19 protein-coding genes are annotated in these 26,101 nt (G+C 56.4%); 16 read left to right on the top strand and 3 right to left on the bottom strand.

Going from position 1 to position 26,101, the window contains the following annotated elements; genetic code table 11:
* The first annotated feature begins 160 nt into the window (after window positions 1–160).
* The 3 genes from radA to R5L00_RS02360 are packed head-to-tail and all read left to right on the top strand — an operon-like array spanning window position 161 to window position 2,806.
* Window positions 161–1,519 carry a DNA repair protein RadA gene (gene radA / locus R5L00_RS02370; RefSeq protein ID WP_107692452.1) on the top strand — a complete coding sequence of 453 codons (1,359 nt, stop codon included), beginning with the start codon at window positions 161–163 and terminating at the stop codon, window positions 1,517–1,519.
* A gap of 60 nt (window positions 1,520–1,579) precedes the next feature.
* Window positions 1,580–2,404, top strand: coding sequence for a ceramidase domain-containing protein (locus tag R5L00_RS02365; protein ID WP_317653183.1), 825 nt, complete (start codon window positions 1,580–1,582; stop codon window positions 2,402–2,404).
* Window positions 2,405–2,419: 15 nt separating this feature from the next.
* A complete protein-coding gene (locus R5L00_RS02360; RefSeq protein ID WP_258192498.1) occupies window positions 2,420–2,806 on the top strand; it encodes a group II truncated hemoglobin in 387 nt (128 codons plus the stop codon).
* A gap of 144 nt (window positions 2,807–2,950) precedes the next feature.
* On the opposite strand, the gene R5L00_RS02355 is transcribed toward R5L00_RS02360, so the two are convergent.
* Window positions 2,951–4,336 (bottom strand): DEAD/DEAH box helicase, encoded by a 1,386-nt coding sequence (locus tag R5L00_RS02355; protein ID WP_317653179.1) that lies wholly within the window; start codon window positions 4,334–4,336, stop codon window positions 2,951–2,953.
* Window positions 4,337–5,129: 793 nt separating this feature from the next.
* Window positions 5,130–6,959: an ATP-dependent zinc metalloprotease FtsH gene (gene ftsH, locus R5L00_RS02350; RefSeq protein WP_317653177.1), complete on the bottom strand. Its 1,830-nt coding sequence runs from the start codon at window positions 6,957–6,959 to the stop codon at window positions 5,130–5,132.
* 279 nt (window positions 6,960–7,238) lie between these two features.
* Here ftsH and R5L00_RS02345 point away from each other — a divergent pair, with 279 nt between their 5' ends.
* The 6 genes from R5L00_RS02345 to R5L00_RS02320 all read left to right on the top strand — a co-directional run bounded on the left by R5L00_RS02345 (window position 7,239) and on the right by R5L00_RS02320 (window position 17,105).
* Window positions 7,239–7,925 carry a paraquat-inducible protein A gene (locus R5L00_RS02345; protein ID WP_317653175.1) on the top strand — a complete coding sequence of 229 codons (687 nt, stop codon included), beginning with the start codon at window positions 7,239–7,241 and terminating at the stop codon, window positions 7,923–7,925.
* A 104-nt stretch (window positions 7,926–8,029) separates the two neighbouring features.
* The gene (locus R5L00_RS02340) at window positions 8,030–8,548 is read left to right on the top strand and encodes a paraquat-inducible protein A (RefSeq protein WP_317653174.1); all 519 of its coding nucleotides are present in this window, start codon (window positions 8,030–8,032) and stop codon (window positions 8,546–8,548) included.
* A gap of 203 nt (window positions 8,549–8,751) precedes the next feature.
* Entirely contained in the window at window positions 8,752–10,248 is a 1,497-nt protein-coding gene (locus R5L00_RS02335) for an intermembrane transport protein PqiB (RefSeq protein WP_317653172.1), read from the top strand.
* Window positions 10,245–10,910: a membrane integrity-associated transporter subunit PqiC gene (locus R5L00_RS02330; protein WP_219907424.1), complete on the top strand. Its 666-nt coding sequence runs from the start codon at window positions 10,245–10,247 to the stop codon at window positions 10,908–10,910. The genes R5L00_RS02335 and R5L00_RS02330 overlap by 4 nt, the downstream gene beginning before the upstream one ends.
* Before the next feature lie 406 nt (window positions 10,911–11,316).
* Window positions 11,317–13,113, top strand: coding sequence for an autotransporter assembly complex family protein (locus R5L00_RS02325; protein WP_317653168.1), 1,797 nt, complete (start codon window positions 11,317–11,319; stop codon window positions 13,111–13,113).
* Window positions 13,114–13,136: 23 nt separating this feature from the next.
* Window positions 13,137–17,105: a translocation/assembly module TamB domain-containing protein gene (locus R5L00_RS02320; RefSeq protein ID WP_317653166.1), complete on the top strand. Its 3,969-nt coding sequence runs from the start codon at window positions 13,137–13,139 to the stop codon at window positions 17,103–17,105.
* A gap of 469 nt (window positions 17,106–17,574) precedes the next feature.
* Here R5L00_RS02320 and R5L00_RS02315 read toward each other — a convergent pair whose 3' ends face one another.
* The gene (locus R5L00_RS02315; RefSeq protein ID WP_317653164.1) at window positions 17,575–19,053 is read right to left on the bottom strand and encodes an alkaline phosphatase PhoX; all 1,479 of its coding nucleotides are present in this window, start codon (window positions 19,051–19,053) and stop codon (window positions 17,575–17,577) included.
* Between the two features lie 188 nt (window positions 19,054–19,241).
* Here R5L00_RS02315 and R5L00_RS02310 point away from each other — a divergent pair, with 188 nt between their 5' ends.
* The 7 genes from R5L00_RS02310 to R5L00_RS02280 all read left to right on the top strand — a co-directional run bounded on the left by R5L00_RS02310 (window position 19,242) and on the right by R5L00_RS02280 (window position 25,973).
* Window positions 19,242–19,415 carry a hypothetical protein gene (locus R5L00_RS02310; RefSeq protein WP_181320349.1) on the top strand — a complete coding sequence of 58 codons (174 nt, stop codon included), beginning with the start codon at window positions 19,242–19,244 and terminating at the stop codon, window positions 19,413–19,415.
* A gap of 67 nt (window positions 19,416–19,482) precedes the next feature.
* Window positions 19,483–20,334 (top strand): cytochrome c oxidase subunit 3, encoded by an 852-nt coding sequence (locus R5L00_RS02305; protein WP_317653162.1) that lies wholly within the window; start codon window positions 19,483–19,485, stop codon window positions 20,332–20,334.
* 597 nt (window positions 20,335–20,931) lie between these two features.
* On the top strand, window positions 20,932–21,960 hold the full coding sequence (locus R5L00_RS02300; RefSeq protein ID WP_317653161.1) for a DUF4105 domain-containing protein: 1,029 nt from the start codon (window positions 20,932–20,934) through the stop codon (window positions 21,958–21,960).
* 220 nt (window positions 21,961–22,180) lie between these two features.
* Window positions 22,181–22,681 (top strand): hypothetical protein, encoded by a 501-nt coding sequence (locus R5L00_RS02295; protein WP_317653160.1) that lies wholly within the window; start codon window positions 22,181–22,183, stop codon window positions 22,679–22,681.
* A gap of 67 nt (window positions 22,682–22,748) precedes the next feature.
* Window positions 22,749–23,216 carry a glycine zipper family protein gene (locus tag R5L00_RS02290; RefSeq protein WP_317653158.1) on the top strand — a complete coding sequence of 156 codons (468 nt, stop codon included), beginning with the start codon at window positions 22,749–22,751 and terminating at the stop codon, window positions 23,214–23,216.
* 130 nt (window positions 23,217–23,346) lie between these two features.
* Window positions 23,347–24,681 carry a hypothetical protein gene (locus tag R5L00_RS02285; RefSeq protein WP_317653156.1) on the top strand — a complete coding sequence of 445 codons (1,335 nt, stop codon included), beginning with the start codon at window positions 23,347–23,349 and terminating at the stop codon, window positions 24,679–24,681.
* A 227-nt stretch (window positions 24,682–24,908) separates the two neighbouring features.
* A complete protein-coding gene (locus tag R5L00_RS02280) occupies window positions 24,909–25,973 on the top strand; it encodes a hypothetical protein (RefSeq protein ID WP_317653153.1) in 1,065 nt (354 codons plus the stop codon).
* The last annotated feature ends 128 nt before the right edge of the window (window positions 25,974–26,101 follow it).

Below are 26,101 nucleotides of genomic sequence, written 5' to 3'. Positions count from 1 at the left end.
GCGAACCGTGTTAACGGTTAAGAGTTAGCGGGTGAGGGGAGGAGCGAGCGCGGTATTCCGAACAGGGTACAATAGTCCTTTCGCACCAGTTCGTGCTTATCCGCGTGTTGGCGTCTGTCTCCGGCGCTAGCTCCTAAGCGGGCAACCGACTCTCCAGACAATGGCTAAAAGCAAATCCACGTACACCTGTATCGAATGCGGCGGTCAGACTCTCAAATGGCAGGGTCAGTGCCCGCATTGTCAGGCATGGAACACGCTGGTTGAGGCAGTTGCCGAGAGAGTTGCCCCGCGCTTCGCGCCGGTGTCGGAAACTGGGCAGGTACAGAACTTGAGCGAGGTAGATGCGGGAGAAGAGGCGCGTTATTCCACAAGCATAGCCGAGTTTGATCGCGTGCTGGGAGGCGGCCTGGTCGAGGGTGGGGTGGTATTGCTGGGAGGAGACCCCGGAATTGGCAAATCCACGCTGTTGCTGCAAGCGCTATGTCATATGTCCCATATGTCTCCCGCACGAGAGGCGTTGTATGTCAGCGGCGAAGAATCGGCTCGCCAAGTGGCGCTACGGGCAAGGCGCATGGCGCTGGATGCGGAAGCGATACACCTGTTGGCGGAGATCCGGTTGGAGCGTATTCAGGCAGTGCTGACCGAACGCAGACCCGGCATCGCGGTGATTGATTCGATACAGACGATTTATTCCGATGCGTTGCAATCCGCGCCCGGTTCCGTTGCTCAGGTCCGGGAATGTGCCGCCCAGTTGACGAGGCTGGCCAAGGCCAGCGGCACGTGCATGATTCTGGTTGGCCACGTCACCAAGGAAGGGTCACTGGCCGGCCCCCGGGTTCTCGAGCACATGGTGGACACCGTGCTATATTTCGAAGGGGACACCCACTCCAGTTTCCGCATGATTCGGGCTTTCAAGAACCGGTTTGGCGCGGTGAACGAGTTGGGCGTATTCGCCATGACGGACAAGGGCTTGCGTGAAGTCAGCAATCCTTCGGCTCTATTCCTTTCTCACCACGGCGGACAAGTCGCCGGTTCCTGTGTGATGGTAACCCAGGAAGGTACGCGTCCCCTGCTGGTGGAGATTCAGGCGCTGGTGGATGAGGCCCATGCGCCCAATCCAAGACGGCTGAGCGTTGGGCTGGAACAGAACCGTCTGGCAATGTTGCTGGCTGTGCTGCACCGCCACGCGGGCATTGCCTGCTTTGATCAGGATGTCTTCGTCAATGCGGTAGGAGGCGTAAAAATTACCGAGCCAGGGGTCGATCTAGCGGTATTGCTTGCGATTGTTTCGTCGCTTAAGAACAAGCCCTTGCCGGAGAAAACGGTGGTGTTTGGGGAAGTCGGCCTGGCGGGGGAAGTACGCCCGGTGCAGCGCGGCCAGGAACGACTGAAGGAAGCGGCTAAACTCGGGTTCGTGCGTGCGATCGTACCTAAAGCCAACCTATCTAAACACGCCATCCCAGGTATCGAGATTATTGCAGTGGAACGGGTGGAGGAAGCCGTGGCAAAAATGCGCTGAGGCGATACGATGGCGATGGCAATGAGAGGAGGGCGCTTTATCTTTATTGGTGAAGAAAATATGAGTCGCCGTATGCGCTCCGGGCTGTGGCTGCTGGGAGCACTTTCAATAGCAATGCTTCTTATCGCCGGACTTGCTCCTCCAGTTCACCAGCCGGCGGAATATCACCAGTTCGCCGATCAGCGGGAGTTTTTCGGCATTCCGAATTTCTTCAATGTGACCTCCAACGTTGGGTTTCTGCTGGTGGGGGTGGGGGGTATGCTTTTTGTAACGCGTTCAGGCAATGCCCGTGCAAATACAGTTTTTGTCGAGCCACGTGAGCGCTGGCCATACCTCGTGCTCATTGCGAGCGTGGCGCTGACCGGGATAGGTTCCGCCTATTATCATTTGGCGCCGGACAATGACCGGCTGATGTGGGACCGCCTGCCCATGGCGGTTGCGATTATGGCGCTGGTAGCCGCAACCCTGGCCGAGCGCGTGAGCGTCCGGGCGGGATTGCAGTTGCTGCCTCTGCTGGTCGTTCTCGGTGCGGGAAGCGTGCTGCACTGGCACTGGAGCGAAAAGCAGGGTGCAGGGAATCTGAACTTTTACATCGTGGTGCAATTCTACTCGATTCTGGTGATTGTTCTTCTGGCAAAGTTTTTTCCGTCCCGGTATACCCGTGGAGAAGATATATATGCGGTAGTAGCGTGGTATGCGCTCGCGAAAGCAGGCGAAATTGCGGATCAGAAAATTTATGACCTGGGTAATCTCGTAAGCGGACATACGGTAAAGCATCTGGTCGCGGCTGCCGCGGCATACTGGATATTGCGCATGCTGCGACGACGAACGCCGCAGCGGGAACAGGGAGCCGGGCAGCGTTTTGGATCGGTTACAGTAAGTTAAAACGGAGAGGATGAAGTGCACCTAATAGAAGCATACGAAGTCATGGGCGGCGAAACCGCAGTGCGGCGTCTGGTGGATCGCTTTTACGATCTGATGGACGAGGACCCGGACTATTACGGCATACGCAAGCTTCACCCGCAGGATCTGGCCAGTTCCCGGCAGAAGCTATTCATGTTCCTATGCGGTTTCATGGGCGGACCATCCCTGTACACGGAGAAATTTGGCGAGCCGCGCATGCGCACGCGCCACCTGCCGTTTACCATTGGTATTTCCGAGCGCGACCAGTGGCTGTCGTGCATGAGCCGTGCCATGGAAGATGTCGGATTGGAACAGGAGGTATGCAAGAGCCTGGGAAAGGCGTTTTACCAGACCGCGGATTTCATGCGCAATCAGCCGGAATAGAAGATAACTGTACCGCTGTACACGGCGCCATATCCATATGCGGGATTGTTATTGATGAAGATTTTTCCCGCTGCCGGCAGGGGGCCTGTTCAGGCAAAAAAATGGTCCGGGACTTAGTCCCGGACCATCAGGATATTATAACGCTTACTTGGGCCTGGAATAAGGGCTTGGCACGCCGCTGTTTCTGAAGGTATTGGCGGTGGTGCTGCTACGCGTCTTATCCCGGTTATCGCTTAAGGAACGGCCACGGCCATTCTCCCAGCTTCCGCTGCCGGCTGCAGGTCGTCCGCTATCGTTTGACCAGGTACGGTTGCGTTTATGGGCAACACTGGGCGCGCCTCGCGACGCGCTGGCGGCGCCGGTGCCGGCACCAGCACCGGGACGAGGCTTGAATCTCGGCTCCAGTCCTGGTACGACATGCGAATCGATCCGCTGCCCGGTAAAGCGTTCTATTTTTTTCAGACTGATGCCATCCTTCACCGAAGCGAACGATACCGCGATTCCAGAAGCGCCGGCCCGGCCGGTCCTTCCTATGCGGTGAACATAGTCTTCAGCAAACTTCGGCAAGTCGAAATTAATGACGTGAGTAATGCCGGCCACGTCAATTCCCCGCGCGGCCACGTCGGTTGCCACCAGCACTCTCAGCCCGCCGTGGCGCAGCTTTGTCAGCGTACGAGTGCGGTCGCGCTGATTCATATCCCCGTGCAGCGCGGCGGCTTCATGGCCTTGGGCAGAGAGATTGTCAGCCAGCGTGTCGGCGTCGCGTTTGGTGGCAGTAAAAACGATGGCCTGTTTCATGGTTATATCGCGCAGGAGGTGATCCAGCAGCCGGTTTTTATGAGACATGTCGTCCACGTAATGCAGTCGCTGCTCGATGTTATCAAGCTTTGCCTGTTGCGTTGCCACCTGGATGCGCTGGGGCGCTTTGAGGAGCCGCGCGGCCACCTTGTCGATCGCGCCGTCAAGCGTCGCCGAGAACAGCAGGGTCTGCCGGCTTGCGGGCGTGGCCGAGGCGATGGTTTCCACGTCATCAATGAAGCCCATATCGAGCATGCGATCCGCTTCGTCCAGCACCAGCATTTCGAGGCGCGAAAACTGGATGCGTCCGCGCTGGATATGATCGATCAAACGGCCCGGCGTCGCGACGAGGATATCGACCGGCTGCGAAAGCAATTTATTCTGCAGCGGATAAGGCATGCCGCCGAGTATGCTTATGACTTTGACACGGGGCAGGTGCTTGCCGTACTTTGCCGCCGCTTCCGACACCTGAAGCGCAAGTTCCCGCGTAGGGGTGAGTACCAATACCCGGGGGCCTCGACCGGGTATCCTGGATGGCTCTGCGAGACGGTGCAGCGCCGGGAGCATGAAGGCGGCTGTCTTGCCCGTGCCGGTCTGGGCCGAGGCCATCACGTCTTGACCAGCGAGAAGCGCCGGGATAGCCTGTTCCTGAATGGGTGTGGGGGTCGTATAGCCCGCGTCGTTAATCGCTTTAAGGATGAGTGGATGCAGATTGAGATTTTCGAAAGACACTTTTTTTTCCTATAAATGGAATGCATGATGCATCGTATTTTTCCGGATTCCAGTGCTGCATTGCTGCATCAGGCTTTGACGCCGCAATGTAAATGACCATGGGCCGCTTCTTTTGAGCGCCGGATTGCTAACCGCGTATTGGTCGCCCGTGTGTGCTGGACTTGGGATTATTGATGCGCTAACGCGCGCGAGCAGGACGTTACTGCCGTAGAACTGATGGGCATGGCACCGCTGGCGCACAACAAGGAGTTTTCCAGGCGCCCCGATTAAGGGATGCTATTCGAGAAAACCCTAAACATCGCCGCTAAGCGTGCCGCACAATTTCCTGGGAACTGGAAAATCGAAGAGAGATCGGAAACGGTCAGGAACGATGAACCGAAGAAAAGAGAAGAGATGCACGTTGATACGTTCGTTCCCTTTCCATCGCTTCGCGTAGTATACGTGAAACCCGGGATAAATTATAGTTATTTAAAAAGCTTCTCAATAAGTCCTCTCGCCCGTGATAATGGGCTTCCCGGGATGGGATGCGCGAAAGGCGGTGACGCGAATGGCCGAGCAATGATCGATGCCGACCCGGGAGCACGACAAAGCAGACTGTCCACAGCCACATCTCTTCGGGTTGCGACAAATCATGCCCCATCGGCTTTGCGCGTTGAACGCGTTTGCGCCGCCGACCAAGAGTTGCAGCCACGTCCTGCGCTGGCGTTGTGCTCACTCCGAATTTGCCGGGAACGCGCTCCACGCAGGACTTGTTAAGAGGTTCATCAAGCTGAAGCGCTTGACGGTTGCCCGCTCAGGCCGCGAGGGCTTCGCCCCGCCGGATTTCCCTTTTCAGGGCTTCTATCTGGGGGGGGTTAAGCGTTTCGCTCTTGAGCAGTTCTTCCGCCGTGCGGTCCAGCAAGCTTCGGTTCGTCTTCAGGATCGCGATGGCGCGCTCCAATGCACGTTCAACCATTGTACGTACCGTGTTATCTATGGCTTTCGCCGTTTCTTCACTGTATTCGCGGCTCTGTGGCAGGGGAAAATCCGGTTGCAGGTAGGCTGAGCGCTCCCGGTCATAGGCCACGTTCCCCAGGGCGCTGCTCATGCCATAGCGCAGCACCATGGCTCGAGCAAGGTCGGTAGCACGCACCAGATCGTCCGTCGCGCCGGTGGATATCTCGTTAAACACCACCTGCTCGGCCGCGCGTCCTCCCATCAGCACAGCCATTTTATTATCGAGTTCCGTTTTTTTCATCAGGAACCGGTCCTCCGTCGGTCGCTGGATGGTATAGCCGAGCGCGCCGACTCCGCGAGGAATGATCGAGATCTTATGAACCTCGTCAGTTCCTGGCAGGGCAAGCGCGACCATGGCGTGCCCTAATTCGTGAAAAGCGACCACGCGCCGCTCGACCGGGTTGAGCAGGCGGTTGCGTTTCTCAAGTCCGGCCACCACGCGCTCGATGGCGTTGTTGAAGTCATTCATCGTCACTGCCGAGCCGTTTCGCCGGGTGGCGAGCAGCGCCGCTTCGTTGACCAGATTTGCAAGATCCGCTCCCGTGAAGCCAGGCGTTAGAGCGGCGATCTGTTCCGGCTTTACATCGGGATCAAGTTTTACCTTCGTTAAATGCACTGCCAGAATCTGCTCGCGGCCCAGCTTGTCCGGCCGATCCACCAGGACCTGGCGATCGAACCGGCCGGCGCGAAGCAGCGCCGGATCGAGGATTTCGGGACGGTTCGTCGCCCCCAGCAGCACCACTCCGCTTTTCGGATCAAAACCGTCGAGTTCAGCCAAGAGCTGATTCAGCGTTTGCTCCTTCTCGTCGTGCCCGCCTAACCCGTAGGCGCCCCGGGCTCTCCCCAGCGAATCCAGCTCATCAATGAAAATGATTGCTGGCGCGATTTGACGAGCCTGCTCGAACAGGTCGCGCACGCGCGCGGCACCAACCCCGACGAACATCTCGACGAATTCCGAGCCGGAAATCGAGAAGAACGGCACACCCGCTTCACCGGCGACGGCGCGGGCCAGCAGCGTTTTGCCCGAGCCCGGCGGTCCAACCAGCAGGATACCCTTGGGCGCGCGCCCGCCGAGGCGGCTATACCCTTGCGTATCCTTCAAAAAATTGACGATTTCCTTGAGTTCATCCTTTGCCTCGTCGACACCGGCCACGTCGTCGAAGGTAACTTTCGTCTCTTTCTCCACGAATACCTTTGCGCGGCTCTTGCCGATCGCCATCAGCCCCCCGCTGATCCCGCCAGGGTTCATGCGACGGATAAGAAACAGCCAGATTCCTATAAACACCGCCATAGGCACGATCCAGGACAACAGGTCGCGCAGCCAGGTACTTTGAACGACGCCAGTGTAGATTACGTTGTGCTTGTCCAGTTGATCGGCCAGATCGGATTCAACGCGCGTCGTAACGAACTCCTTCAGCCCATTGGCGCCCTTCTCCTTCAGCGTGCCGTAGATGCGATCCTGGGTTATGGCGATCTCCGCGATCTTGCCCTGATCCAGTAATTCGTGAAAGCGGCTGTAAGGAATGGGTTCGACCTTGGTATATTGAGAATACAGGTCTTGTATCAGCAAAATGCCGAATATCGCGATAATGATGTACCAGAAATTGATTTGCGCTTTCTTGTCCATTTATCCTTCCTCAATGTCCAATTGCTCGCTCTAGACAATTTCGTCCAGTTCCAGCATAGCAGATGGGGGGCTCAGCCGCCGAATAGAACCATGCCGGGGTGGGCTAGGGCGATTAAAAGCTGGTAAAAGTCGAGAAGCTCGACTAAAACTCGAAGTGAGTTCTACTTTGAGAAGGGTTTCGACCCCCTGAGTCGAGTTGACAAACATTTGATGTCCTCGTCGGACATGTCCTTCAGGTGACGTGATGGGACCCTCCAAAATCGGCCACGGTTACTGCTCATGCAAGAAATACCGTATTTGATGGCTTGTGAACATTGCGATGCGATTCACAGCCGGCCAGCGTTGGAGCCAGGCGAGATCGCGCATTGCAGTCGGTGCGGCGGCGAGCTGGAACGGGACATGCGGGCCCATCGAAGGCGCATTCTGCCGCTGACTATTGCAACTCTGATCATGTACATTGTCGCAAACGGGTTTCCGATTATGGAGATCGAACTTCATGGTCGTTCCAATCAAATGACGCTCATCGGCTCGGTGTTGTCCATGAATGCTGCAGGGATGCCCCTGATAGCATTTCTGGTGTTCGCAACGACCATTGCGTTCCCCCTCGTTAAACTCTTTACTCTATTCTATCTGCTTGTATGCATAAACTGGCTGGTAAATCCACTAGGGTTCAATTTATTGGTGCGAATGATTCAATTGTTGCGGCCCTGGATAATGGTGGAGATTCTCCTGCTCGGCGCGATCGTTTCATTCGTCAAAATGACGAGCATGGCAACGGTCGTGCCGGGAATCTCGCTGTGGGCATTGGGCGGGCTCGCGTTGCTTCTCGCATCAGTGCTCTCATTCGATCCGCAATGTATGTGGCACATGTCCCTGCTCAACAATGATGACGATAAAGCGATGCCGGCAAACAGAACCGGAACCGGTGGATCAATCGAAAAAGCCGTAAAGGACAAAGCATCGTGAAAACGGCGGCCAGCCTGAACATGGTTGCCTGTGCTCATTGCGCGAAGCTCTGGGAAGCCGTTGAAGCGGGCGAACGTTGCGAGTGTTGCGGAGCAAAGCTGCATATGAGGAAACCTAACAGCTTGCGTCGAACCTGGGCCTTCGTGATTGCGGCCTGCATACTGTATCTGCCCGCAAACATGCTTCCTGTAATGATTACCTCATCCTTTCCGGGTGAGCAGCAGCACGACACTATCATGAGCGGTATTATCTATTTCTGGGTTTCAGGCTCATGGGCGGTGGCAGCTGTCATTTTTATCGCCAGCTTTGTGGTGCCGCTGTTCAAGCTGGCGGTCATGATATTGCTTTTGATAACGGTGCAACGGCGTATTCGCTGGCAACTTCTGCAGCGGGCAAAGCTTTATCGCGTGGTCGAAGTAATCGGTCGATGGTCAATGCTGGACGTTTTCGTCGTGTCCCTGGTGACCGGCCTCGTACAGATCCCCGGCTTTGTCGAGGTTCACCCCGGTCCCGGAATCGCGGCATTCGCGGCAGTGGTGATACTAACCATGCTTGCTTCAATGAGCTTTGATCCTCGTTTACTGTGGGATGCCGCTGAACAAGATTCCGGGGCACCGGCGTGAACGGGAACAGGCCCAATGAGGCAGGGAACACAGGGGATACGGGGGAAACCACCCACTTGGACGAACCAATACCCGTACCTCAAAAGGTGCGCCAAAAAGATTGGGTTCCTTCATTAATCTGGTTCATTCCCATACTTGCCGCCATTATTGGGATTTCGCTCGCGGTTAATACCATAATCCAGCGCGGCCCGGAGATTACGATAATGTTTAGTTCCGGAGAGGGGTTGGAAGCGGGCAAGACCAAGGTTAAGTATAAAGAAGTTGAAATTGGCCTCGTGCAATCCGTCACCCTTAGTGAGGACCGCTCTTATGTTCTGGTGCGGGTGCAGTTAAAAAAAGAAGCCAAGAGCTTTACCGCAGCCGATAGCCGATTCTGGGTTGTTCGCCCCCGGGTGGCGCTATCGGGGGTATCGGAACTGAGCACCCTGCTATTCGGACCGTATATAGGCGCCGAGGCGGGTGTTGCAAGTGAAAAAAAAGCTACGTTTGCGGGACTGGAGTCGCCGCCGGTCGTTACGCGCGACGCCTCCGGCAAACAATATGTCTTGCATACCGCCGATATCGGCTCACTGGATATCGGCGCGCCCGTTTATTACCGCCGCATAAAGGTGGGACAGGTCATTGCGTATCATCTCGATGACGATGGCAAAGGCATTACCGTACGTATATTCGTTAATACCCCTTATGACAGGCTTGTCGGTGTCAATACGCGCTTCTGGCACGCCAGCGGCATTGAAATGCAACTAAGTCCCGCTGGTTTCTCGCTTCAAACCCAATCGCTCGCTTCCATTGTGCTCGGGGGTCTCTCGTTCCAGGCGCCAGACGGAGGCTCTGGTCCTAAAGCCGCGGAAAATACTGCGTTCACCTTGGCGGCAAACCACGCTGAAGCGTTGACAGAAAAAGATGGAGAGCCCAGGATGGTATTGCTCAATTTCAAGCAATCGGTGCGCGGGTTGACGCCTGGCGCGGAGATAAGCTTTCGCGGCGTCGTCCTCGGGAAGGTCAAATCGGTTGGAATCGAATATGACAGCAGCCAAAAAGAATTCGTCATGCCGGTGCTGGGAGAAGTCTATCCTGCACGTCTAAGCGGAACGGTCGCTGTTGATGAGGGAAAGCAGCCAGCCCATACGCCGCAGCAACGTCTGCAATCGATGTTGGACCGTGGTCTGGTCGCGCAACTACGAACGGCTAATCTTCTGACCGGCCACGCGTTTATTGCCCTGGATTTTTTTCCTAAAGGGTTTCCATCGAAGGTTGCAAAAAAAGCAGGGCCGCCCGGTGCGGATGTGAGCGCTCCCGGTACACTTATCGAGTTGCCGACCATCCCTGGTGGTTCCGATGAAATTCAGGCGCAGATTGCGGAAATAACGCGCAAGGTCAGTAAAGTCCCGTTCGATCAAATAGGGGACGACTTGCAGCAATCTTTACGTGCGTTCAAGCAAACGCTGGACAGGGCGGGACAACTGACGGCACAGTTGAATAACGATGTTGCACCAGAAATTGCCGGCGCGATGAAGGACGTGCGTAAATCGCTGGGTGCGGTGGAACGGACCCTGGCGGAAGATGCCCCGTGGCAGCAGGATTTGCGCGAGACTTTACAGGAACTGGCGCGTGCCGCTGCTTCGTTGAGAGTTCTGACAGACTATCTGGAGCGTCATCCGGAAGCGATAATCCGGGGTAAGCGGGAGGACAAGCCTTGAAATTCTCGCCCGGTTCAATCTCAATCTGTTTACTGGCTGCGTTGGCCCTGGCCGCCGGTTGTGCCTCGGTAGGGGAAAAAACGAGATTTTATACGTTATCGGTGCCATCTGATATACGGGAGAAGGACCCATATCCAGGATATTCGGCTACGCCGATTTTTATTGAGGTAATGCCGGTCAGCATACCGGAGCGGCTTGCCCGTCCGCAGCTTGTCGTCAGTATCAAGGGTCAGGAAGGTGAACTCCTGGTTCTTGAACAGGCCCGGTGGTCTTCCCCTTTTAATCACGAACTGCGGGATGCTCTTGCCGCGGCCATCGCGGGAAAAATTGGCGCGATAAAAGTGATCCGGGGTGGCCGGCTACCCGGTCAACCGGTCTATCGTATTGCGGTTGAACTTAGCCAATTCAATGCAACGATCGGCGGCAGGGTTAACGCGAGGTTTGACTGGACAATCACGAGTTCGACTCAGGGACGTAGCGCGGCCTGTTATTCGGCGATATCGGAGGCAGCGGGCCGCGATGTCGAAAGCCTGGTCAAAGGTATTCAAGATGTGGTTGCCACTGCCGCGGGAAGAATAGCGGAGAATCTCGGGGAGCTGAATGGCGGTGGAGCGGCAACCTGCGGCCCACAAAAAATAATGGATGATAATGCCGGAGGCTAACGGCAAAGCGAAATCAGGTATCCAGCCGCCTTTTTAATACTGTTCCGACTTATCCGATTGGCGGCCCCGATATCTTCCGCCGGAATACTCGCGGACAGCGATTTGCACTGTACCGCTTGGCGTGGCCCTCATGCTGACGATCCAGCGTTGGCGCAGGAACACGGGTTTCTGCTGTTCTCTTCGGTTGCAGCGACAGGTGCGGCTAGGTATTATCAACAGTTCCAGCAGCTGTGCCACTTCTACTCGAGCACAACACCCATCTTTGCAAGCCCTGGTTTGGCGTACCGCTGAATCGGCAATTTAGCAACTCGACGACCATGCGGCGAGGGGGACTCGAAATGATTGCGGTCGGAAATGCCCTTAAATCCTGCTATCAGGGTCTTCCGCCGCGTGGTCTCATTGAGCCATGTTTATCACCCCCTACTTTCCCCGTTTTCGCTCAGCGCCCATCTCGATACCGGTACTCATGCCGGTATTGCTTTGTCTGACGCTAGCGCTAACGATCGGAACGGCTGAGGCGCAACTGTTCTGGAAAAAGAAACCCGCTCCCTCCATCACTATAAACGCGCCTGAACCGGTCAAAAGTTTGCTGCAGACGCACTTCCAGGCTCCGGCTGCGCCACTTACGGATGAATTCGCGCGTGCCGCTTTCGAGCGGCGGGCTCATCGCGAGATCAGGGAGCTTCTCGCGACCGAAGGCTATTTCAACCCGACGATAGCGGTTCTTCCGGCTCCGCCTGACAAGCCGCCAGTACTTGAGGTCATTCCGGGCCCTCAAACCCTGGTTGCCGTAATCAGTATCGAAGTCAAGGGTGACCTGGCAATCAAAGAACCGGGGCGGCTTGCGCGGATTGAGAAACTGCGCGCTGCCTGGCCGTTGCGAACCGGCCAGCCGTTTCGGTCGCTTATGTGGGACGAAGCCAAAGCGCTACTGTTATCCAGCATCACCAGCGAAGAATATCCCGCAGCAAAGATTGAGGAAAGCAGGGCGGAAGTCGATGCCGCCTCGTCCCAGGCCCGTCTATGGGTCACGGTGAATTCAGGACCGGCGGTTCGCTATGGACCGCTGATCATAAAAGGACTTAGCCGTTATGATGAATCGTTAATAAGAGGCTTGGCGCCGTTTAAGACAGGCGATCCTTATAAGCGGGATGAGTTGCTCGCCTTTCAGACGAAGCTGCAGAATATGCCCCAATTCAGTTCGGCCGTCGTCCATATCGAGACGGACCCGGTCGTGCACCAGGCAGCGCCGGTGGAAGTCGTTTTATCGGAGGCGCAAACGCAGCGCGTTTCCATTGGCGCCGGCTACAGCTCGAATACCGGCGCACGCGGCGAGATCAATTACACCAACAACAACCTTCTGGATGACGCTGTGCGCTTCAACAGCGTCTTGCGCCTGGAGCAGAAGCGCCAGACGCTGGCAGCCACCCTCGACAGTGTGCCCAACCAGGCGGGCCGCTGGTTTTCGTTGGGGGGGACCGCAGAAAGAACGTCCATCCAGAACCTTGACACCATCCGGGAAAAAGTAGGCATGGGCCGTAATCAGCTATCCGGCAATACCGAAACGCGGCTTGCAATAAACTGGCAACGGGAAGACCGCGACCCCAAAGGGGGGGTGCACTCGGTCAATCAAACATTGGCGCTGGATGGGCTGTTGCGCTACCGTTCCGTGGATAATCCCCTCTTTCCGCGCGATGGCAGCGTGACCGAATTGCGGGTGGCGGGCGGCAGCAAACAGGTCCTCTCCGATCAGGACTTTGTGCGTACTTACGCGCGGCATCAGTTCTGGTATCCGGTTGGGGACCGGCATGTCCTGTTCCTGCGGGGAGAGCTCGGCTATACGTTCGCTCCCTCGCGCTTCGGCATACCGCAGGAATACCTGTTCCGGGCTGGCGGCATCCAGTCGGTGAGAGGCTATCCCTTCCAGAGCCTGGGTGTGCAGGAGGGCAGTGCCGTGGTCGGGGGACGCGTCCTTGCCACCGCAACCATCGAATACAACCACTGGGTTACCCAGAACTGGGGTGCTGCCATATTTACCGATATCGGGGATGCGGCCGATACCTGGCATCGGCTGGATCCTGTTGTCGGCTATGGCGGCGGAATTCGCTGGCGCAGCCCGGTAGGCCCGCTCGCGCTGGATCTCGCCCGAGGTCATCGCGACGGCAAACTGCGGATGCACTTTTCCATTGCCGTGGCGTTCTAACCGGCCTGACTGATGAGGCGGATATGGAACCTTCAATAACGGAAAACCGGTCCCCGAAGTCTGTCATGCAGCGATGGCGGCGAGCTGGGCTGCTGGTGTTGATCCTTGTTGCGATGGTTGCAGGCTTCGGTGTCTGGCTGACGGCAAGCACATCCGGTCTGCGATGGGCCGGGTCGACGGTGTCGCATCTTAGCAACGGCCAGGTATCCATCGAGGGACTGGATGGCACCCTCATGCGATCGGTCACCGCGCGTACCGTGCGCCTAGCCTCGGGCGACCTGCTTGTCGTCGGCCAGGCCGTAACATTGAATTGGCAGCCGGGTTCCCTGAAGTCGGGGCTGCTGGAGATTACATACCTGGCGATGGAAGACCTCGAGATCATCTCTCCGCCTTCTTCGGAGCCTCGGTCTCTTCCCCAAACCCTTGAGTTGCCTGTTGGCGTCAGGTTACACAAGCTTGATATCGGCGCCTTGCGCGTATTGCCCGCGGAAGGCGGGAAGCCGGATTTCGCCGCAACTCAACTCGCTGCGAGCTTCTTTAGCGACGGCAGCCATCATCGGGTGCCCCAACTGCGCGTCCGGCTGGATTTTGGCGCCTTGGCCGCCTCGGGCGAGATCGCGGGGACCGAACCCTTCAGCTTGAGCGCACGCATGGAGCTGGAGGGTTTGGCTTTACCGGGTGCGACGCAAGCGCAACAAAGCCGTATCTCCGCCATTGTCCGCGGCAGCCTTGGACAGCTGGACGTGAGGGCAGGCGGAGAAGGTGGCGGGCTGACGGGTGAAGCCCAGGCGCAGCTGCGGCCGTACGACCCGCTCAAGATTGCACGTCTACGCATGGCGGTGAATGGCCTTGATCCTCATGCTTTCTCGCCGGCGGCACCCGAAGCCAGGCTCGACCTGGAAGCCGATCTGCGAGAAAACACTGCCGGTGAGCTTGAAGGACGCCTCAGCGGTAAGAACCGCGGGGCGAGGCCACTCGATCAGGGTGGCCTGCCGCTACTCGAAATGGATGCGGATGCTCTGATTTCCGCAGAGTTGTTGCAGCTTGACGACCTGCTGCTGGCACTACCGAACGGGGGGAAGATCACAGGCAATGTATCCTGGCGGCACAAGCGCGGCTCTGCTTCCGGGAATCTGCGGGTGATTGGCCTGGATCCAGCGCGACTTGATACCCGTCTGCGTACCGGGGGCATTAACGGGACAATGAAGCTGAGCGGTAATGCAAAAAGGCAAGAGGGTATTCTGGCGCTCACGGACAAAAACCTGAAACTGGATGTGACTCTCGCGAAGGACGCGGAAACGCTCAGCCTGGAAAAGCTGCATCTCAGGCATGGCCGGGCGGCGGTCCTGACAGGCAGCGGGAAGCTCGGCTTGGACGTGCCCCGGTCTTTCAATTTCGAAGGCAGCCTTCAACACTTCGATGTTTCCGCCTTCTTGCAGGTCCCCCGGACAAGTCTCAACGCAACGTTGAAGGTTGCCGGCGAGCTCGAGTCTCCTTCTGCAGCGGGACCGGCAGCTAAGGTTGACTTCAGGATGGGGAATAGCCAGATAGCGGAACACGCCGTCACGGGCGATGGCCGCATCGAATTTTCAGGCCGCGATCTGGCGACGGCGCGGGGCTCGGGAGAAGTCGAGTTGCGGTTGGGTCTGAACCAGTTGGTGGCGCGGGGCGGGATCGGCCATAAGGGCGACCAGCTACTACTGAGCCTTGTCGCCCCCAAGCTTGCGCAAATCGGGTTGGGGCTGCGCGGGTCTCTCGATGCCGAGGTGGTAATGCAAACCGGGGTTACCGATTTCGGGCGCCGCGGTCAGAAATTGCCCGATATACGCTTTAGCGCCGAAGGGAAAAGTCTATCCTTTCGCGGAGATCACAAGCTCGCCGCCTTCTCCGCAAATGGGTCGCTGCGGGGTGAGGAGATCGCCTTGACAGCGTCACTCAAGGATTATGGGACCGCTCAAAAAACTGTCTTGCAAACTCTTGAGCTGGAGATGAGGGGGCTCAGCCGGGAGCACGAGCTGGTGTCTACAGCCCGGCTGGGCGAAAACCAGAACCTGGACCTGAAAATCAGCGGAGGGCTGCATGAATCGCCGCAGAAACTGCAGGGGTGGCGGGATGTCCGGTGGACAGGCAAGCTGGCCGAGCTGTCGGGCAACGGTCAATTCACGTTCCGGATGAAAGATAGCGCTCCTCTGGAAGTGGCTGCCAATCACCTTTCGCTGGGCACAACAAGCATTGCCATCGCAGGCGGTAATATAAACATCAACCGCATTGTATGGACGCCGCAGACTTGGAACAGCAAGGGCGATTTTAGTCGCATCGGATTGCGTCCGAGGACCAGCCAAATGGAACGCGGAGGCGGAGGTGAGGCGGAAGCGGCCGAGGAACGTGAGCAGATGCTTCGGCTGGGGGGCGAATGGGATATCTCCTCCGCTGCGCAACTGAGCGGTGCGGTGCGCGTGGCGCGCGAAAGTGGCGACTGGGTATTGCCGGGAGAACCTCCATTTTCTCTTGGGCTGCAAACGCTTGAGATGTCCGCGCGTGCCGGTGATAGGAAAGTGGCGGGCGAATTAAAAGCGCAGGGAAAGCGCCTGGGCCTGGTGAGTGCAAGCGTTGCGGTTCCTATAACGCGATCGGATGATAGCGTCCTCAAGTGGACAGTAGTGCCTGAAGCGCCGCTCAGCGGCAGCATATTGGTCAACATGGAGGATATCTCCTGGGCAGGGGCAGCATTCGGAAACGACAATAACCTCAGGACCGGCGGCCAACTGGCATTGCAGTCCGATGTGGTGGGCACGCTGCACCAGCCGCGCCTTCAAGGCCGCATACGCGGCGACAATCTGGCGGTGGCTCTGTTGGACCAGGGCGTATGGCTCGAGCATGGAACGCTGGCGGCGCATTTCGATCAGGAATCAGTGCATATGGACGCCCTGCACTTCAGCGCTCCGCATCAGCCCATGCCCAAGGACTCCTTGCTCAAAAATGTGAAGCTGGAAAAAGGTCCCGGCACCTTGCGCGCAGCCGGTGACATCGACCTGACGGGCCAGCGCGGTAATCTGGAAATCACCGCCAGCCTGTTGCCGCTGGCGCAACGTCCCGATCGCTGGATTATTGCTTCCGGGAACGGTCGCGCAACGCTGGAAAACAACATGCTCACCTTACGGGGCGCGCTCGCTGCCGACGCCGGTCTTCTCACCCAGCCTACTGCTGGACGCCCGCATTTGCCGGATGATGTCGTCGTTATCGGGAAGGATACGAATGGGGCGGCGCAACCCGATCGTAAGGGGCTGCGGATCGATGTGGAGGCCCGTCTCGATCTTGGTGAGCGCTTCTATATACGCGCTTCTGGTCTTCAGGGGCGGCTGGACGGGGAGTTGCAGCTGCGGGGAGAGCCGGGGCGACCCCTGCGCGCCACGGGAACCATAGCCGCGCGCGATACAAAGTTTGAGGCCTACGGTCAAAATCTCGTGGTCGAGCGCGGGATCGTAAATTTCCAGGGTCCAATCGACGATCCCGCCTTGAACGTGCTTGCCCTGCGCAAGGGACTGCCGGTGGAAGCGGGCGTGGAGGTTACCGGCACCGTGCGTCTACCTAAAGTACGGCTCGTTTCGACGCCTAACGTGCCTGATATGGAAAAGCTGTCCTGGATCGCGCTGGGCCGCGCCCCCGGAGGAAAGACGGATGCGTCGCTGTTGCTCGCGGCCGCGAGCTCCATCATGGGGGGGCAGGCCGGGGGTGTGATGGAGAAAATCAGCCGGACAATCGGGGTGGATGAGCTCTCGATCCGCCAGTCAGGAATCGACCCGCTAATGGGGCAGGTTGGCGTGATAGGCAAGCGCCTGTCGGACCGGGCCTATATCACCTATGAGCAGGGATTGATGGCGGTGGCAGGGGTGACGAAACTGACGTATAACCTGACGCCCAAGATCACTGTAGTAACGCGAGCCGGCCTCGACAACGCAATAGACCTACTCTACACGCTGCGTTTCGATTGAACGCAGCATTGCCTTGGTTGCGGGAAATACAATCGGGAGGCACATCCAATTCCCCTGTTAAGGAGGCGCCGGATCGATAGCGATTGCGTATTCCATAAAGAGACGCCTGTTTCTCAGTTACCCCTGCCGATAAGCTCTATTGGTCCGGGTATCGAACTCTTAGGTAACGTATTCGTCTTGTTACTCCCCTTCGGTTACTTTTTAGTGAGGCGATTTACGGTGACGAAACTGAACCTGAACCTGAACCTGAACCTGAACCTGAACCTGAACCTGAACCTGAACCTGAACCTATAACCTGACCCCAAGATCACGTGGCAACGAGAGCGCCCTCAACAACGCAATAGATGTGCTATATATGCTGCGTTTAGATTGACCTGGAGCGCGGGTCGAGCCGCGGCATCCCGTCTCGCCACATCCGCACGCGCCAATGAGCCCGAGGGTGCGTGGCATTAAGCCATAAGCCAGAGGTTCAGGGTTGCGGCCCTGCGTTGATGACATAAAGCTGGCCGCCCTGGACGAGTTCACCGGGAATGCCGTAGTGTGCCTGCGCGTTGGCGAGGAAGTAACGCCGTCCGTCGTTCCGCCCCAGGATGGAGGTAATCTCGATAATGCCGGAGCTTTCCTCATCGTGGTTGAATGGCGCTGCCGGCGCAAGAAACCGCGCCCGGTCCGATTCAAGAATTTGTTTCCATGAGTTCGAGGCGGGATCGAACATCCAGGTCTTGGAGATATAGGCGCTGTCACCCGGATCTTCCTGGATGTACACTTTGCCGTCTTCCCCGACAGTCATGTTGTCAAACTTCCGGGCACCCTTGCCGTCAGTTCCGATCAGCGTGTCGCTGTCCTTCACCATGGTAATCGACCCACTGCCGTAATCGACCTCACCCCTTGCCTCATCGAACACCAACTTATACAGGCGGGACGTTTGCATCCCGACAGAGCCGAGACCATCGGGATCGGCCCCGGTTGTAACAAAGTAGAAGGTTTTTGCATCCCCCCAGGCGCCATCCTCAGGGCGCGCAAACTCGGTAATGCCTGCGGCCCGGCTGTTCGCCTGTTGCGTTGCGCCATCGACGGCGGTATCCACCGCAACGGTGGAGAACGTGCCATTGATCTGCCCGGATTCCAAGTTGCCGGTAATTGCCGGATTTGGTGCAACCTTGACCCCCGCGAGGGTGCCGTTAGTCAGGCCGGCTTTGTCGATTTCAAGACCACTATCAGTCTTCGCGCCTCGATAAATGTAGACCTGACCCGGCGTGGAGTCGTCGGTGCCGATCACAATGGTGTCGTCACCCGAGTAGGGATTGGCAACGCTGTTTTCCCATGAGAATTTGCCCAGCTTAGGCAGTTCATACGCCTTGCCCTTGTTTGTTCCCGACACAATGAACGCATAAGCGCGCCCCTCGCTGCCGGCTTCCTCACCGGTCATGAAGAGGCGCGTTGTGGTGCCTTTGCCGCTTGCCTTATCATAAAAGGCAGAGGTGGCGGGCAGATCGGCAGAGCAAAGACGGTTAAAGCTGTTGACTGCCCCGGTTGCGGCCTCATAGCGATTGGCGGAACGGTTCCACAGGTAGTGGGTCGTGGCTAGATCCGCCCCCCTGATCACCTTGAAATCAGCCTTGTTGATCACCCACTCGGACACAAAGGCGCCGGTGGCTCCATGGGCGCGCGCAATACCGGCGCTTGGAGCGAGTTCATGGTTCATCAACACGGTGAAGGTGCCGTTGCCGTTGTCGTAAGCACCCAGGCCATCCGGGAAGCCGACCATCCTGTAGCCATTGGCGGCGGCGTCGCCTACAGAAATGATAGAAGTCACATGCCAGCCCGCTGCAGTGGGGGTGACATAAGGCGTCTGCGAACTTCCTGGGCCTTGGGTGCCCGCCGCGAATCCGGCACTGATCGTCAAAGTGGTGGCAATCGCGAGCGCAATGCGTTGCATGCCTGCCATCGTGTTGGCTCCCTAAGATGGATAGTTCGAATTACTTATTGAATAATGTTTCCGAACCCCCCGCTGAATAGAGGCGAGGGGCGAGCCCTGCTACCCGAAGGGCGAAGCTCATTTTAGAGATTCAATGTTTCAGAATTAAGTTGCGCCACCCCGGCATTGGATCCAACCAAGCAGCCTCTGGGTCCAAAGTGCTCGCCAACCTGTTCCAGGCGCGTGCCCAGCCCCCGAAACTCTTCCTCGTGCAGGAAACCTCGGAGACGTCCGAGGTGGAGATGGAGAGGCGATTGACATCCATTAAAACCGCACTATTCCTGCTGACTTCATCACTGGTTCTGCCCATGATCTATTATTTGATAGGGTAATTCATTAAAACTTGCCGGGGGCTGCCCGAGCGGCGGTCGCTGAATATGGACTTAAGCGGGGGAGGGTATGAGCCAAGCAGAAGGTCACTATTATGTACCGCCGCCGTCGACTTGGCCTATCACGGGGTCTATGGCGCTGTTATTCATGGGGTTCGGCGCGGCATTTTCGGTCAACAAGATGTCGTTGGGCTATGGCCTGCTGGCAATTGGTTTTGCCATACTCTTCTATATGATATACGGCTGGTTCGCGACGGTCGCGCGGGAAAGCGAAGGGGGGGCGTATAACAAGCTGGTGGACAAGTCGTTCCGCTGGGGGATGACATGGTTCATCTTCTCCGAGGTGATGTTCTTTGCCGCCTTCTTCGGCGCCTTGTTTTATCTGCGCGTCTACTCGATTCCGGATCTGGCGGGCCTGAACGGCAGAATGCTTTGGCCGGACTTCAGCGCGGACTGGCCTACCTCGGGGCCCGGGATCAGCGAGAAGTTCATGCCCATGGGCCCATGGGGACTTCCGGCAATCAACACCGTGATACTGCTGACATCGGGCATCACGGTCACCTGGGCGCATTGGGCACTGAAGCTGGACAAACGCGGACAGCTCAAGCTGGGACTGTTCCTAACCTTCGCACTGGGGTTTCTGTTCGTGGGGCTGCAGGCATATGAATATGGTCATGCCTATTCGGATCTCAATCTCAAGCTGACCACTGGGGTCTATGGGGCAACGTTTTTCATGCTGACCGGCTTCCACGGCTTCCACGTCACGTTGGGCTCCATCATGCTGCTGGTCATCTGGTTCCGGGTGCTGGCGGGGCACTTCACGCCCGTGCACCATTTTGGCTTCGAGGGTGTCGCCTGGTATTGGCACTTTGTTGATGTGGTCTGGCTGGGCCTGTTTATTTTTGTTTACTGGCTCATCTAACTATTCTGGTCATTTTCGATGATGCCTGGATGATCTTGTCCTGCACGACACAATAAGCGAGACAGGTTATCGATATCGCCACGCAACCGAAAGAAGTGGTGGTGCTGAATCGGTTACGGTTGGTACCATCGGCCATTGACATCTCAAGGGCACACTATGACCGGGAAGGACGCTTCTCAACCCACTTTTTTGAAGGCGACCAGCCCTCAGAAAGCCTTGTGATGGCCAGCGGCAAAATATCCCAGGCTCCGGTGGTGGGGGAAGCGCCGGCGTAGAACTGGCCTTCTAGCGATTGCCCAGAGGCCCAGAGCGCGACATAAGCACATGACGAGCACCAGCAGGCTTTGTGGCTCAACGATAAACAAAGCGCAGAGCTCTGGTGCTGAGAATCTCCCCCAATAAAGAAAGCGTCACCCCTTGGCCAGCAGTGGCGGGGCAATGCGTCAGGCAGCGTGTGAAATAACTGCTACGCTGATATTGACCTGCTGAAAAACAGATAAAAGTTCTGCGTATAGCGGCTTGATGTAGCCGCGATCCCCATGCATTGACCCATCTTCATAACTTGACGTACAAAACGGGGAGTTTACTCTGACTCGAATGCTCACCACCGCTAGCTTGACAATGCTCGGCTTGGTGATAGCGGTCGCCGGCTGCTGGGGCGTTCTCGCCCTTGCTTTTTCGGGCCCACAGAGTGAAACGGTGCGTAGCAGCCTGGCGGTATTATTTGGGGTCGTATCACTTATGGCAATAATTGGACTTGGCTTTCCCCACGTGCGGTGGGGCGCCCTTGCCGCTTACTTCGCACTGTTTGCGCTGCTGATGGTTTGGTGGCGGGGCATCGAGCCGTCCAACGAGCGCGACTGGCAGCCCGATGTGGCAGTACTGCCTTATGCGGAGATTGAAGGCGACATTGTCACCGTGCACAACATCCGCAATTTCGATTATCGCAGCGAGACGGACTACACTCCCGCCTACTATGACAAGCGCTTCAACCTGCGGAAGCTGGAGGGCGTCGATCTGGTGGCTGTCTACTGGATGGGACCGGCCATCGCACACATCTTCGCCAGTTTCGCCTTCGCCGGAGGGGACCACCTGGCGGTTTCCATCGAGACGCGCAAGGAGAAGGGAGAGGGCTATTCCACCCTCAAGGGCTTCTTCCGGCAGTATGAACTCTACTATGTGGTCGCCGACGAACGCGATGTCATCCGCCTGCGGACCAACTATCGCAACGACCCACCTGAAGACGTTTACGTATACCGGGTGCAGGGCCCACTTGTAAACGTGCGGCGGGTCTTTCTGGAGTACATGAGTAAAATTAATAAACTACGGGACCATCCTGAATTCTATAACACCCTTACGACGAATTGTACAACTGGTATCTGGATGCACACGCTCGTCAATCCCGAGCATCTCCCATTCAGCTGGAAGATTTTGGCAAGTGGCTATGTTCCAGAATACACGTATGAAGCAGGGCGACTTGACACAAGTTTGCCATTCTCCGAGCTTCAGCGACGCGCCCACATAAATGCGCGGGCACACACGGCCGACGGTGCAGCCGATTTTTCGCGCCTCATCCGCGAGATACCAGAGATAGCGGCAACGGACCCGCCTCAAGCCGCGCCGTGAAGAGAAGAGGTTCGCGGGTGTCGCCCTTCCTGGTCATTGGGTGCGCGCAAAGTTCAACGAGTCTCATTTCAGCAACTTTCAACTAGGCTGCTATGCTTAGATTGTTGGTCGATTCGATAGCTGAGGAAGGCGCCTGCTCTTCTGGTCACACCCTTAAGTAAAATAAAACGTTCGGCATAAAGCTCAACCTGTTACCCGTTACCTTTTGATGGAGGCAAAAATGATAAGAAATTATTCGTGGGACATGCTGCGGGCTATTCTTCTGATCCTGGCTGCGACGTTGGCCCTGCCGGCGTTTAGCGCTGAGGACACCCCGGCAGGTGCCAGTGATATGGAAATATTGCGCGACAAGGTGCGCGCGGACAAGAAGTTTATTGTTGCGGAGAATATGGACCTGAGCGAGGAGGAGGCAAAGGGTTTCTGGCCGGTATACGAGGCCTATCAGGCGGATCTGCACAAGCTCAACGAGCGCATGGCCAAGGTAATCAATGAATACGCCCTGGCCTACAACAAGGGTGCGCTAATGGACAAAACGGCACGCAAACTTATTGATGAAGCAATCGAGATCGATGTGGACGAAGCCAAGTTGAAGAAGTCTTATGTGCCCAAGCTCAGCAAGGTTCTCCCTGGAGTAAAGGTGGCACGCTACCTTCAGATCGAGAACAAGCTTCGCGCCATCGTACGCTACGAACTCGCTTCTGCAATTCCGTTGGTGTATTGAGCCAGATAAGCCGCTGTGCTATCTCAAGGTGGACGGAGTTTTATAAATAGACGAGGAGGGCAAGAAAATGATTTTGAAATCGATAATATCAGTGGCGGTGCTGGCCGCGCTCGCCAGCGCTCCGGCGGTTGCGCAGCAGGTTATTGTTCCCGCGAAGGGTCAGTCGGCGGAGCAGCAGCAGAAGGATGAGGCCGAGTGTTTCGCATCGGCCAAGAAGCAGACGGGCTATGATCCGGCGCAGGCCACCCAGTACGCAGCGCCGCCACCACCGCAACATGAAGGCGAGCGGGTAAGAGGTGCGGCACGCGGCGCAGCAGGCGGAGCGGCGATTGGCGCCATTGCTGGTGACGCCGGCAAGGGCGCTGCCATTGGCGCGGTGGCGGGAACCATGGGCGGCGGCGCAAGGCAACGCCGTAAACAGGACAATTATGAACAGGCTGCGGGACAACAGCAGCAGGCCGCGGCACAGCAGCAACAGCAATTCCAGCGTGCATACGGAGCGTGCTTTGAAGCCAAGGGCTACACGGTGAGGTGAATATAACTAACCGTGGCGTTGCCGGGTTGAGGGTCTGATCGTAACCACTTATCGCAACCATACGGCAACGCCGCGGAGAGTGAGCCAGAAAAAAGATCACGTCAGTAATCCACTATGCAGGATTACTACGTTGAACACAACAACAACCGGAACAATAAACATGCTGACCCTTGCTTATTATTTCCCCAGGAAAATTATCTGGTTGAGCTCTCTCATGACTGTCATTGCATTGTCCGGTTGCGTTAGCATGAGTAAGGGCGTGACGCTGGCACTCCTGGAAAAATCCGAGGAGCCGGATACCCGGAAATGTGAAGCGTGGGGCAAACCTTTTGAAGGTATCGAACCAAGACTGGCTAAAGAACAGGGGAAAACAAAAATCCTCATGGTTCATGGAGTAGCCGATCACATCCCCGGATACACGACTCAATTTCAGGGAAAAATGGCGAAGGAGTTGGGCCTCAACGTCCGTTCGGCCAAGTCAAAAAATATCGAGCTGGAAAGCGTTTTATTTCCGGGCCAGGGACTTGGCAATTTGCGCGTCTCGCGCCTTATGAATGCTGAAAATGGCAAGGAGGTTCTATTTTATGAGCTAACCTGGTCTGAAATTACACGGGGAGAAAAAGAGCTTCTTGCTTACGATACTTCGGGAGAATTCGATTATCGAAGGGCCGCGTTAAACAGCATCATGAAGAAATTCAGCAATGATGCTATTGCCGATCCACTTGTTTATAGCGGAAACAAAAGAGAACCTATACAGGCGGCATTTTCGCAATCATTCTGCTGGATGGTAAAAGACGAGTGGAGCGATCTTCCTGAAAAGGGCAGACAGCCTTGTTCCAGCTTGAGCGATACTGCTCTCGAGAAGATGATCCAGGACGATTATATTTTTGTTTCCCATAGCCTGGGTAGTCGCATCACTATTGATGGGCTGCAGCGCATCGCGGGAATACTGCCACGCCGCGAAGAACTCTTGCGGGAGAAGCAGGCAGACGCAAAAATGAGCATACCCCTAAAAGTGGTTGAGGCATTACGGCTCAAACACATACCTATTTTTATGCTATCCAATCAACTCCCGTTGCTGCAACTAGGGAGAGAATTACCCGAAGTAACAGGACAGTATGCGGATTATTGTAAACCTGAAGGCCGTTATTACGACCAGCGCACGGTCAGCGAAACGTCCATAATCGCCTTCAGTGATCCCAATGACCTGTTAAGTTATGGGATACCTCCCGGGTATCAGGAAAAGTATATAGACTCCAGGTTATGTGCGGATATCACTAACATCAGTATCAATGTGTCTCCAGTTATCAAGGTCTTCGGCATGAGCGGTGTCCGTCCGGGTCCAGCGCATATGGGTTACGACCAGGATGACCGCGTGATTGCACTAATTGCTAACGGGATCGGCACCCCCAACGCATCACCGCTCGTCAAGGAAAGGTGTGAATACACACCTACCGTCGATTAATTTGGTTATTCCCGCGGGCGGACGGTAAATGAGCAGCTTGCGTTAACCCAGGGGCGGCTGTGGGTGATAGAGCGCACAGCCGTTTCCATCGTGATGTAGATCAGGTTATTGAGGAAACCGCTGCAAGTCATGAAACCGATGTACATCCGTTCTTAGCGGCTAGATAGCTGAATTGAAACAAACAGGCGTTTAGCGGATTGGGCGACAATAACAATAGAGAACCAATTATGAACAAGCGGACTTATCTTGCCCGGATCAGCTATCCAACACGCGCCAAATCTCACTGGTTCTTTCTTGTATTGCTGCTGTTGTCATCCGTTACCACGTTTGCGGCCCCAGTACCCACTGTCAAGGACATCATTGCCTCGCTGGGGCTCAAGCAGGATCAGGTGGCCAACCTCGAGCGGGGCGAGATTGTTGCACTGGAACTCGGTGAAGCAACCGAAAAAGAACTGGCGATGGGTCTGGGCATTTACCTGCCATCGCCACCTGCGAAACTCGTGGCTTACTTCAAGAGCGGCGCACTGGCGTCGATCGACCCGAATACCATAGCGCAGGGCGATGTGCAGCCAAAATCAGACGCGGATGCCTTCAAAAGTTTTGATTTTAAATTCAAGCAGAGCGATGAGGCCAAAGGTTTATTGAATGCCGCGGCGAACGACCGATTTAATTTGTCCACTGATGAAATCCAGAGCTTTGCACCCCTTAAAAAAAAGCTTGCCGCTGCTGATAACACCGCTTTGATTGCGGGCGTGACGCAACATTATCGGGAGATTTTATTGCAGCGCTGGCAAACTTACCGCAAAGGCGGTTTGTCAGGAATTGCACCCTACGCACGACGTGGACCAGAGGCTAGTCCTGCAAAGGAACTACGCACTGCTACCATTAGCAGCAAGTTGTTGTCACGCTACTACCCCGATCTGTATCAGGCCTGGCTGAATTATCCCGCTACATTGCCGGCTGGCGCCGAGGAGCAATTTTATTGGCTCAACCGGAAAGTGGAAGACCGGCCCACTGCTATTCTTGGTCATCGCGTCCTGCAAACCTCCGATGCGGGGTCGGTGATACTCGCAAGACAATTCTTTGTAGGCCACTCCTACAACTCCAGCCAGTTGATACTCGGCTGCCTGCCGTACCGGAATGGCTCCGTAGTATTTTATGCGCATCGAACTTCCACTGATCAGGTCGCCGGAATGGGCAGCAGCTTGAAGCATAGCATCGGCCGCGAGCAGATGAAGGACCAGATGGTCAAGAACCTGGAGCGGCTCCGCTCCGCGAGTCGATCCTTCTAAGCCGGATCATTATGACAAGACCGAAATCACGCGAAGGTAATTGCTAGCCGGCGCCGACAGTTTGGGCGTGGGAAATGCGTGGTGGGTCGGCGCCGATGAGCCCTTGGGGAGAAAGCCGATATCGAGCA

It is taken from the genome of Nitrosospira sp. Is2, assembly GCF_033095785.1.
In the GTDB taxonomy this organism is placed as follows: Bacteria; Pseudomonadota; Gammaproteobacteria; order Burkholderiales; family Nitrosomonadaceae; genus Nitrosospira.
This window is presented reverse-complemented; position numbering and strand designations above follow the sequence as displayed.